Origin of the sequence: Pantoea sp. ME81, from assembly GCF_903970985.1 — a bacterium.
Taxonomy (GTDB): domain Bacteria; phylum Pseudomonadota; class Gammaproteobacteria; order Enterobacterales; family Enterobacteriaceae; genus Pantoea; species Pantoea communis.
Window position 1 is genome coordinate 60,521 of sequence record NZ_CAJCKS010000005.1, and the last position, 10,092, is coordinate 70,612.

Consider the following 10,092-nt stretch of genomic DNA (forward strand, 5'->3'; position numbering starts at 1 on the left):
GCGAATTGCGGTTGGTGGCAAAAATTAAGCGCGCTAATTCTATCAGCGCAGGCAAACGTTTGCGAGTGCCATCTCACGCCGCTTTGCACAGTGCTGATTTTTCGCCAATCCTTAAGATCACGCGAATCGCGCTAAGCCATTGACCAATGACAAGTGGCGCAGCGGCAAAAAGGCGGTATAATCCGGCGATTTTTTTTAGCTCAACTCAATTCCGGGAGAACAATCATGAAGATCGTGGAAGTCAAACACCCGCTGGTCAAACATAAACTGGGCCTGATGCGTGAGCATGATATCAGCACCAAACGCTTCCGCGAGCTGGCCTCGGAAGTCGGCAGCCTGCTGACTTATGAAGCCACCGCCGATCTGGCCACGGAGCGCGTCACCATTGAAGGCTGGAACGGCCCGGTTGACGTCGATCAAATCAAAGGCAAAAAAATCACCGTGGTGCCGATTCTGCGTGCGGGCCTCGGCATGATGGAAGGTGTGCTGGAGCACGTGCCAAGCGCGCGCATCAGTGTCGTCGGTGTCTATCGTGATGAAGAGACGCTGGAGCCGGTGCCGTACTTCCAGAAACTGGTGTCAAATATCGAAGAGCGTTTAGCACTGGTCGTTGACCCGATGCTGGCAACCGGTGGTTCGATGATCGCCACTATCGACCTGCTGAAAAAAGCGGGCTGCAACAGCATTAAGGTGCTGGTGCTGGTGGCGGCACCAGAAGGGATTGCGGCGCTGGAGAAAGCGCATCCAGACGTTGAGCTCTACACCGCGTCAATCGATCAGGGATTGAACGAGAAGGGCTATATCATTCCAGGTCTCGGCGATGCCGGCGATAAGATCTTCGGAACGAAATAAAGAAAGCATCCAGCCGGCCAGAGAGTCGGCTTTTTTTTGGCAAAAAAATAAAACACAACTCAAGGGGATATCAATGACTCGTCGCGCAATCGGGGTAGACGAACGTCCACCGCTGCTGCAAACCATTCCACTCAGCCTGCAACACCTGTTCGCCATGTTTGGCGCCACGGTGCTGGTGCCGATTCTGTTCCACATCAACCCGGCCACCGTATTGCTGTTTAACGGCGTCGGTACGCTGCTGTATCTGTTTATCTGTAAAGGCAAAATCCCGGCGTATCTGGGTTCGAGCTTTGCGTTTATTTCACCGGTGCTGCTGCTGTTGCCGCTGGGTTATGAAGTGGCGCTGGGCGGCTTTATCCTGTGCGGCTTCCTGTTCTGCGTGGTGGCGCTGATCGTCAAAAAAGCCGGCACCGGTTGGCTGGATGTAATGTTCCCCCCGGCCGCGATGGGCGCAATTGTTGCGGTGATCGGCCTGGAACTGGCGGGCGTGGCAGCCAATATGGCGGGTCTGTTGCCAGCCGATGGCACCTCGCCAGACAGCAAAACCATCCTGATTTCGATGGTGACGCTGGCGGTCACGGTGTTTGGTTCGGTGCTGTTCCGCGGTTTCCTCGCCATTATCCCGATTCTGATCGGCGTACTGGCTGGCTACGCGCTCTCCTCCTTTATGGGCATCGTAAACTGGCAATCGGTGGCTGATGCGCCGTGGTTTGCGCTGCCAACCTTCTACACGCCGCGCTTCGAATGGGCTGCTATGTTGACCATCCTGCCTGCGGCGCTGGTGGTGATCGCTGAGCACGTTGGCCACTTAGTCGTTACCGCCAATATCGTGAAAAAAGATCTGATTCGCGATCCCGGCCTGCATCGCTCGATGTTTGCTAACGGCTTGTCCACCATGATCTCTGGTTTCTTCGGTTCCACGCCAAACACCACTTACGGTGAGAACATCGGCGTGATGGCGATTACCCGTGTCTACAGCACCTGGGTGATTGGCGGGGCGGCGATCTTCGCGATTCTGCTCTCTTGCGTAGGTAAACTGGCGGCCGCAATTCAGGCGATCCCGGTGCCGGTCATGGGGGGCGTTTCTCTGCTGTTGTACGGGGTGATCGGGGCTTCCGGTATTCGTGTATTAATTGAATCTAAAGTGGATTACAACAAAGCGCAGAATCTGATCCTGACCTCGGTGATCCTGATCATCGGCGTCAGCGGCGCGAAAGTGCATATCGGCGCTGCAGAACTGAAAGGCATGGCGCTGGCCACCATCGTTGGCGTCGCGTTGGCACTGATTTTCCGCGTAATCAATCTGTTACGGCCCGAGGAAGTGGTACTGGATGCCGAAGAAAAGCGCGAAAGTTAATGCGCTTTGCCGGGCAGGGAAGCCTGGTTCATCTCTTGCAAGGATCGTGATAAACTTGCGCCGTTTTCTGCCTGCTCATCCGTTGAGGTACTTCTGAACACGCCGGCACAGCTTTCACTGCCACTCTATTTACCCGATGATGAAACCTTTGCCAGTTTCTGGCCGGGGGAAAATCCGTCTCTGTTGGCGGCGCTGCAAGGCGCACTCTCTCAGCAACACGGCAGCTATCTCTATTTTTGGTCACGTGAAGGCGGCGGACGTAGTCACTTACTTCATGCAGCCTGTGCTGAGATGTCGGCCCGTGGTGAAGCGGTGGGATATGTTCCGCTGGATAAACGCACCTGGTTTGTGCCGGAAGTGTTGGACGGCATGGAGAATCTGGCACTGGTCTGCATTGATAATATCGAATGCATTGCCGGTGATGCCGAATGGGAGATGGCGATCTTCGATCTCTATAACCGTATTCTGGAAATCGGCAAAACGCGTTTGCTGATCACCGGCGATCGTCCACCGCGTCAGCTCAATCTTGGCCTGCCGGACTTAGCTTCCCGTCTCGACTGGGGACAAATCTATCGTTTGCAGCCATTGTCAGATGAAGACAAACTCCAGGCGATGCAAATGCGAGCAGGGCTGCGTGGTTTTGAGTTACCGGAAGATGTCGGGCGCTTCCTGCTGAAACGCCTCGACCGCGAAATGCGTACGCTGTTTGATACCCTCGATCGATTGGATCGCGCCTCTATCAGCGCACAGCGCAAGCTCACCATTCCTTTTGTCAAAGAAGCGCTGGGGCTTTAAACAATCTCCAGCACCGCTTCCGGTGGACGGCCAATTCGTGCCTGATCACCGTTGATCACGATGGGGCGTTCGATCAGTTTCGGATGCTCAACCATCGCCTGCAGCAATTGATCTTCACTCAACTGGCTGTCTGCCAGATTTAACTCCTTATAAAGATCTTCTTTGCGGCGCATCAAATCGCGCGCACTACTCATGCCTAACTGTTGCAGCAGTTTTTTTAGCGCCTGCACGTCAGGCGGTGTTTCAAGATACAGCACCACATCAGTTTCAATGCCTTTATCCTGCAACAGCGCCAGGGTTTCGCGGCTCTTGCTGCAACGCGGGTTGTGATAAATGCTCACCATTATTTTTATCCTTTCTGATACTGACGGAACCGCTTTTGCAGTTCGCGGAACTGATCGATGCGAGCATCGTAACGTGCCTGTTTCAGGCTGCCGAGCGGCACCTGGGCGCTGGCACTGCTCAGGGTGGTGATCGCCTGATCGAGCTGGCCATTGAGTGCTAATCCTTCCGCTCGTGCCGACAACTCCTCATCCCGTAATCCCTGTGCTGCCGAGGCTTGTGCCAGTAAATCCCAGGCATTGACGTCATCGGGATGGGCAAAGGTATAACGATTGAGGATGCGCGTGGCGTTAGCGGGCTGTTTCGCCTCGACATAAGCGTTAGCGAGGTTGAGCTGCAGCACCGGATTGGTGCTGCTTCCTTTAGCGCTGGTCAGCATGTTGATGGCCTGTTGCGGCTGGTTCAGGCCGATGTCGATATCCGTCATGATATCCAGCAACCAGACGTTATCTGGCTGTTTCGCCAGCATTGGTGTGATGATTTTTTTCGCGCTGTCGAAGCTTTTTGCCTGCAGGAACTGCACCGCTTTACCGTATTGCGATGCCATTTGCTCACGTGAGTTGCCTTTGGCGTATTCATTTAACAGCTCATCGGTCAGCTGATTACGGCCCGTGGCATACATACCCAACGAGCGCACCTTCGCCATATAGAAGCCTTCAGATGACTGCACCACCACCGGGCGCATCTGGTTGGCACGGTTACGCGCATCGGCCAAACGGCTATCCGGTAAGGGGTGCGTCAGTAAAATTTCCGGTGGTTTGGAGGAGAAGCGGCTTTGATCGGCGAGCTTCTGCAGGAAAGCTGGCATCGCCTGCGGATCGAAACCCGCACGTTGCAGCACCTGAATACCGATGCGGTCGGCTTCCTGCTCGTTGGCCTGAGTAAAGCTGATCATGCCCTGCTGCGTGCCCGCCAATGTACCGGTCAATGCTGCCATCCCGGCTTGTGGGCTGGCAATGGCGAGCAGAATCGACCCTAAAGCACCCACCCAGGTGAGTGGCGCATTACGCTTCTGCTCTTCCATCGCACGCGCCAGATGGCGTTGAGTGACGTGAGAAATTTCGTGCGCCATCACCGACGCCAGTTGGCTTTCATTGTCGGTGTAGCGGAACAATGATGAATGCAGCACTACGTTGCCGCCGAAAAAGGCGAAAGCGTTCAGTTCGTCATTCTGAATGAGAAAGAAGTGAAACGGCGTGCGCACCGAGTTGGCATGCGCCACCAGGCGCTGCCCTAACTCATTGATGTATTGATTTAATAGAGGATCGTTAATCAGCGGCGCACTGGCGCGCAGTTGGCGCACGTAGAAGTCGCCAATTTGTAATTCCTGATTAATGGATAGCGTTGAACCCGCTGTGGTTCCCATATCGGGCAGATTATCACTCACGTCCGCGTGCACGGAGAGTGCGGGCGTCAGCAGCAGCGTAGGAATAAGGGCCGCCAGCACTGATTTTTTCAACCGGTTAAACATGCCTTGATCCTGTAAAAGTCACCTGCAATTGGACAGGTAAGTCGTTCAAATGTTCTGCGCGTGCTTTCCTTTGGCGCAGCGCTTCTATCTTAACCAGCGCGTGGTAACAAGCAAATGAAGAAGCGACACAGACTTAAAATGAAAAAATGGCTACAGCGTGCGCTGATTGCAGCAAAAAATTGAATAGTCCGCCACGACCAGGTTAGCGCTTTTACAGGTTCAGAAGTTAAAGTTACGTAAAGTTGCTCAAAATAATTGAATCTGGCATGAACTTTTCCAGGTTTACTCTGAAAAACAAACGTCAAAACAGTGAACTGGCCTGTTTTATCCATCAGTGATTTTAATGGTGATTTTTTATAGGGTCGCCGAAATTTTAGTTAAGTCTGGTCATATTTTCAGCTCCCCTGGCTTGATAAAACCTAAATGGCTGACAGTCGATTCAAGCCAGTTATTTTTTTAGGCATCTCTTCAGCTCAATCGAAAGCATTATTCAATTAGCCTGACTAATTATTATTTCCGCAATGAAAACCCCGGACAGGCCAAAACTACAGGACTTTTACCCTGCTCACGCTGTGATATAGATAAGGCACTTTATTCAAACGGACTGTGAATTAGCGCAGTGCATGCCGGAGAGTTTTTATGCGTTCTGTTGTCTCTTACGCCCTGATTGCGATCGTGGGTGGGTTTGTTGGCGCCACCGTCAGCAAAAGTGATGATATTTATCAGCGAGTGGTGAGCCATTTTTCTGCCGAGCCAACCGATCCTGAAGGTTTCTGGAGCACGCCTGCTGTCGATGGTTACGGCAAAATCCATTACGAATCTGATGCCGCCTTTAAACCGGTAGTCGGGCTGAGCAACAAAGTGGTGTTTCAAATCACCAAAAGCGAAGGGGACATGAAGCGGCCTAATCTTGGGCTGGAGCGCGTCGCCCGCGTAGTTAACCTCTACATCGCATCAGGCGTGCCTGCCGATCAGCTGCACTTTGTGGTCTCTGTGACCGGTGATGCCACGCCTGCCATGCTGGATAACGCGCATTTCCAGCAATTTTATAAAGCTGACAACCCCAATCTGGCGCTGATCGGCGAACTCAACAAATTAGGCGTCAAAGTGTCGGTGTGCGATCAGTCAGTGGCATTCCATCACTTCCCGAAAGAGTGGATCGATCAATCGGTTATTCATGCGTTGTCCAGTCCGACCACGGTGTCGACGCTGGAAAATCAGGGTTATGCCTTCCTGCAAATGTAATTGGGCTTAGGGTCTTCTATCGAGGAGAAGTGAAATGCGTCCAGCGTCCTATATTGTTATCGCCGCACTGGCGGGTTTCGTGGGCGGTAATGTGTTACAGCTTCCAGAGCTGGTGGATAAGGTCAGCAGCAAGTTTGCTGACAACAAAAGCGAGCCAGCGGACTTCTGGAGCACGCCAGCCATCGCGGGCTACGGCAAAATCCATTTTGTGAATACGCCGGATTACAATCCCGCGAATACGCCAGGCCTGAGCAATAAGGTCGTTTTTCAGATCAACCGCACGGAAGGGGATGTCCGTCAACCTAACCTCGGACTGGAACGCGTGGCGCGTGTCACCAACCTTTATTACGCTGCCGGGGTGCCGCTAAATCAGCTGAATTTCGTGGTGTCAATCAACAGCGATGCCGTGCCCGCCGCGCTGAATAACGAACAATTCCGCAAAGCTTACGGCACAGATAACCCGAACCTGAAATTGATCGATGAGTTAAAGCAGGCGGGTGTAAAGGTGACGATTTGCGATCAGTCGGTGGCGTTCCATCAGCTACAGCGTGACTGGATCGATACGCGCGTCACTCATACGCTCTCCAGTGGCACCACGGTTGCCTCTTTGCAAAACGAAGGTTACGCCTTCCTGATGTTGTAATTCCTGCCTGACAGCAGTTCGCGCTGCTGTCATTTTTTCGTCATCTCCCCGCGATGTTGCTGTCACAGTTCGCCGCTACTTTAAGCGCCAATGAGATCGATCTCATTGCTCAATCACGAGGCGAACATGTCCGATTTAATCAGTGTGGCAAAGCTGGCTGGCGTATCTCGCGCTACCGCCGCACGCGCATTTTCTGATCCCCATCTGTTGCGGCCTGACACGTTGGAAAAGGTGTTGGCGGCATCAGAGCAACTCGGATTTCGCCCCAATCACATTGCACGTCAGCTGCGTACGCAAAGTTCCACCACGCTGGGTGTGCTGTTGCCTTCGCTGCTCAACCCGATCTTCTCACGCCAGTTACAGGCGATGGAACGTCAGGCGCGTGCAGCTGGATACGGTTTGCTGGTGGCAACCAGTGATTATCAGCCAGAGCGTGAAGCGGCGATCGTCGAACACATGCTGCGCCAGCGCGTGGCGGGCCTGGTGCTGACCGTGGCTGATGCGGATAACAGCGCGGTTCTGACCACGCTGCATGAAGCCAGCATGCCGTTTGTTCTGGCGCACAACGTGCCTCAGCAGAGTCACTGGCCAGCGATTTGCGTGGATAACCAGCAGGCGATGCGGGAAGCCACCGAACATTTGCTAAGTCTGGGCCATCGTCATATCGGCATGGTCGCCGGGCCGATGCTGCAATCGGATCGCGCTCGCCTGCGTTATCAGGGCTACTGCGATGCGATGCAGGCCGCAGGGCTGAATGCGCTGTCGGTGATTGAAATGACCAGCCATACCCATTCTGATTTCGCGCTGCTGCAACCGCAGTTGCAGGGCGCAGCACCGCTGACAGCGGTGATTTGTACAAATGATTTGCTCGCCATCAGCCTGATTGGTGCCGCGGCGCGTGCCGGTGTACGCATCCCGCAGCAACTTTCGGTGATGGGTTTTGACGGCATCGATATTGGCGAGCAGATTGCGCCGTCACTGGCGAGCGTCTCTCAGCCAGCCGACATGCTCGGTGCCTGTGCCATCGATATGTTGTTACAACAAGCCAGCCGCGGCACCCGCGTACTGGCCCACCGGTTGCGGAGCGGTGAAAGCATCGCCGCACCCGCCACCGTTTTGACTGCCACCACCAGGGAACCATAACCACCATGAAATTCCATAAAAAAATGAAAATTCTTGCAGGAGCGATCGCGCTGACCGCCGGTTCGCTGTTCAGTATGATGACGCAGGCCGCCGAAACCGCGATCTGCTACAACTGTCCGCCCGAATGGGCTGACTGGGGTACACAGCTCAAAGCCATTGCCAAAGACACCGGCATCACCGTGCCACAAGACAACAAAAACTCCGGCCAGGCGCTGGCGCAAATGGTGGCGGAGAAGGGCAATCCGGTGGCAGATGTGGTGTATTACGGCGTCAGTTTCGGCATCCAGGCCGACAGCGCGGGCGTCATCACCGGTTATAAACCGCAGCACTGGGACGACATCCCAGCCGGAATGAAAGATCCAAACGGTAAATGGGTTGCGCTGCACTCGGGCACCATGGGCTTTATGGTCAACGTGGATGCGCTCGGCGGCGCGCCAGTGCCACAATCCTGGGATGACCTGCTGAAACCTGAGTACAAAGGGATGGTTGGCTACCTTGATCCGGCCAGTGCCTTTGTCGGTTATGTGGCTGCTGTGGCCGTTAACCAGGCGAAAGGCGGCAACATGCAGGACTTCACGCCAGCGCTGAACTGGTTCAAGAAACTGCAGGCCAACCAGCCAATCGTACCGAAGCAGACTGCTTATGCGCGTCTGATTTCCGGCGAAATCCCGATTCTGCTCGACTACGACTTCAACGCCTATCGCGCCAAATATAAAGATCACGCCAACGTTGCGTTTGTGATCCCGAAAGAGGGCACGGTGACGGTTCCTTACGTCATCAGTCTGGTGAAGAACGCGCCACACGAAGCTAACGGCAAGAAAGTGATCGATTATGTGCTGTCGGACAAAGGTCAGGCGATTTGGGCCAATGCCTTCCTGCGCCCGGTGCGTACTTCTGCAATGTCATCCGAAGCGAAGAAATTCTTCCTGCCGGATAGCGATTATGCACGCGCCCAAACGGTCGACTATCAGCAGATGGCCGATGCGCAGAAAGCCTTCTCTGCTAAGTACCTGAGCGAGATTCACTAATCATGTCGATCTCCGACACCCTGGCGGCTTCACGCCGCCAGGCTCGCAGCTTGCCGGGCAGCAAATGGTTGTGGCTGACGCTGCCCGCGCTGCTGTTCTTCAGTGCATTTTGGTTGCTGCCGTTTGCGCGCCTGCTGCAAATCGGGATGCAAAACGATCGCACCACCCAGCACAGCGGCTACTGGACCGTAATCAGCCAGCCGAATTACCTGCTGAGTTTGCTGAATACCGTATTGCTGTCGCTGGCGGTGACATTGGTCACGCTGGTGCTTGCTGCCATCGTCGGCTGTTTTCTGGCGCGTCAGCGTTTTGCTGGGCGCGGCACGTTATTAGCCTTATTGACCTTCCCGCTGGCATTTCCTGGCGTGGTAGTGGGTTTTCTGGTGGTGATGCTCGCTGGCCGTCAGGGCTTGCTGGCGCAAATTAGCATGAGCCTGGTGCACGAGCGCTGGACGCTGGCCTATTCACTCACCGGATTGTTTATCGGCTATCTCTATTTCTCGCTGCCGCGCGCCATCGTTACGCTCGTCGCGGCCAGTGAAAAGCTTGATCGCTCGCTGGAAGAGGCGGCACGTTCACTCGGCGCCAGTCAGTGGCGCATTACCTGGGACGTGATCGTACCCGGCCTGCAGCCGGCATTGCTCTCTACCGGCGCACTCTGTTTCGCCACCAGCATGGGCGCGTTTGGCACTGCTTTTACGCTCGGCACCGATTTGGCGGTATTACCGCTGACCATTTATGGCGAATTTACTAATTACGCTAACTTTGCTACGGCGGCGGCGCTGTCGGTAGTGATGGGCGCGGTCGCCTGGCTGGCGCTGATGTTAGCGCGCCGTCTGGCACACAAGGGGGCCGCATGAATCGTCGCGGATTGTTTAGCCTGCAGCTGCTTGTCACCACGCTCACCGCGCTGTTTATGATTGTGCCGGTGGTGCTGTCGATGCTGGCGGGCATCACCAATAACTACTTTATCGGCCTGCGCAGCGGTTTGACGCTGAAGTGGGTTGAACAGGTGTGGGAGATGTATGCCGACACGTTTTGGCTGTCGCTGTTGATTGCGCTGTTCTGCTTGCTGGTCACGTTAGTGATTGGCGTACCCGCCGCGTGGGGCTTGTTGAAAGCGCCCGGCCGCTGGGCAGCACGTATTGAAGAGTGTTTGATGTTGCCGGTGGCGCTGCCCGGTTTAGCCACCGCGCTCGGCATCATTCTGCTTTAC

11 protein-coding genes are annotated in these 10,092 nt (G+C 54.7%); 9 read left to right on the forward strand and 2 right to left on the reverse strand.

From position 1 onward, the window contains the following. Nucleotides 1–225 precede the first annotated feature (225 nt). The 3 genes from upp (at nt 226) to hda (ending at nt 3,004) form a co-directional block, all read left to right on the forward strand. Nucleotides 226–852: a uracil phosphoribosyltransferase gene (gene upp, locus H7A81_RS02045; protein ID WP_034825735.1), complete on the forward strand. Its 627-nt coding sequence runs from the start codon at nt 226–228 to the stop codon at nt 850–852. 73 nt (nt 853–925) lie between these two features. Next, a complete protein-coding gene (uraA, locus tag H7A81_RS02050; RefSeq protein ID WP_034825737.1) occupies nt 926–2,209 on the forward strand; it encodes a uracil permease in 1,284 nt (427 codons plus the stop codon). 93 nt (nt 2,210–2,302) lie between these two features. Beyond that, nucleotides 2,303–3,004 carry a DnaA inactivator Hda gene (gene hda, locus H7A81_RS02055; RefSeq protein WP_202403671.1) on the forward strand — a complete coding sequence of 234 codons (702 nt, stop codon included), beginning with the start codon at nt 2,303–2,305 and terminating at the stop codon, nt 3,002–3,004. Here the strand turns inward: hda and arsC are convergent. Together arsC and H7A81_RS02065 are read right to left on the reverse strand one after the other, a co-directional pair. Continuing rightward, entirely contained in the window at nt 3,001–3,348 is a 348-nt protein-coding gene (gene arsC, locus H7A81_RS02060) for an arsenate reductase (glutaredoxin) (RefSeq protein WP_058959115.1), read from the reverse strand. The genes hda and arsC overlap by 4 nt on opposite strands. A 5-nt stretch (nt 3,349–3,353) precedes the next feature. Further along, nucleotides 3,354–4,817, reverse strand: coding sequence for a M48 family metallopeptidase (locus tag H7A81_RS02065; RefSeq protein WP_097118589.1), 1,464 nt, complete (start codon nt 4,815–4,817; stop codon nt 3,354–3,356). Nucleotides 4,818–5,456: 639 nt separating this feature from the next. Here H7A81_RS02065 and H7A81_RS02070 point away from each other — a divergent pair. The 6 genes from H7A81_RS02070 to H7A81_RS02095 form a co-directional block, all read left to right on the forward strand. Next, nucleotides 5,457–6,062, forward strand: coding sequence for a DsrE family protein (locus H7A81_RS02070; protein WP_058959113.1), 606 nt, complete (start codon nt 5,457–5,459; stop codon nt 6,060–6,062). Between the two features lie 34 nt (nt 6,063–6,096). Next, nucleotides 6,097–6,705 (forward strand): DsrE family protein, encoded by a 609-nt coding sequence (locus H7A81_RS02075; protein ID WP_058959112.1) that lies wholly within the window; start codon nt 6,097–6,099, stop codon nt 6,703–6,705. A 126-nt stretch (nt 6,706–6,831) separates the two neighbouring features. Then, on the forward strand, nt 6,832–7,848 hold the full coding sequence (locus tag H7A81_RS02080) for a substrate-binding domain-containing protein (RefSeq protein WP_182056589.1): 1,017 nt from the start codon (nt 6,832–6,834) through the stop codon (nt 7,846–7,848). 23 nt (nt 7,849–7,871) lie between these two features. Further along, complete coding sequence (locus H7A81_RS02085; RefSeq protein WP_255478868.1) at nt 7,872–8,876, forward strand: ABC transporter substrate-binding protein; 1,005 nt, start codon at nt 7,872–7,874, stop codon at nt 8,874–8,876. A 2-nt stretch (nt 8,877–8,878) separates the two neighbouring features. Further along, a complete protein-coding gene (locus H7A81_RS02090) occupies nt 8,879–9,736 on the forward strand; it encodes an ABC transporter permease (RefSeq protein ID WP_182056591.1) in 858 nt (285 codons plus the stop codon). Then, the coding region (locus H7A81_RS02095; RefSeq protein WP_370529932.1) for an ABC transporter permease at nt 9,733–10,092 on the forward strand (360 nt) is incomplete at its 3' end. The genes H7A81_RS02090 and H7A81_RS02095, both read left to right, overlap by 4 nt.

Coding starts and splice junctions, on each gene's coding strand:
- H7A81_RS02070 (WP_058959113.1), top strand. CDS start 5,457: ATGCGTTCTGTTGTCTCTTACGCCCTGATTGCGATCGTGGGTGGGTTT.
- H7A81_RS02085 (WP_255478868.1), top strand. CDS start 7,872: ATGAAAATTCTTGCAGGAGCGATCGCGCTGACCGCCGGTTCGCTGTTC.
- H7A81_RS02075 (WP_058959112.1), top strand. CDS start 6,097: ATGCGTCCAGCGTCCTATATTGTTATCGCCGCACTGGCGGGTTTCGTG.
- H7A81_RS02065 (WP_097118589.1), bottom strand. CDS start 4,817: ATGTTTAACCGGTTGAAAAAATCAGTGCTGGCGGCCCTTATTCCTACG.
- upp (WP_034825735.1), top strand. CDS start 226: ATGAAGATCGTGGAAGTCAAACACCCGCTGGTCAAACATAAACTGGGC.
- uraA (WP_034825737.1), top strand. CDS start 926: ATGACTCGTCGCGCAATCGGGGTAGACGAACGTCCACCGCTGCTGCAA.
- arsC (WP_058959115.1), bottom strand. CDS start 3,348: ATGGTGAGCATTTATCACAACCCGCGTTGCAGCAAGAGCCGCGAAACC.
- H7A81_RS02080 (WP_182056589.1), top strand. CDS start 6,832: ATGTCCGATTTAATCAGTGTGGCAAAGCTGGCTGGCGTATCTCGCGCT.
- H7A81_RS02090 (WP_182056591.1), top strand. CDS start 8,879: ATGTCGATCTCCGACACCCTGGCGGCTTCACGCCGCCAGGCTCGCAGC.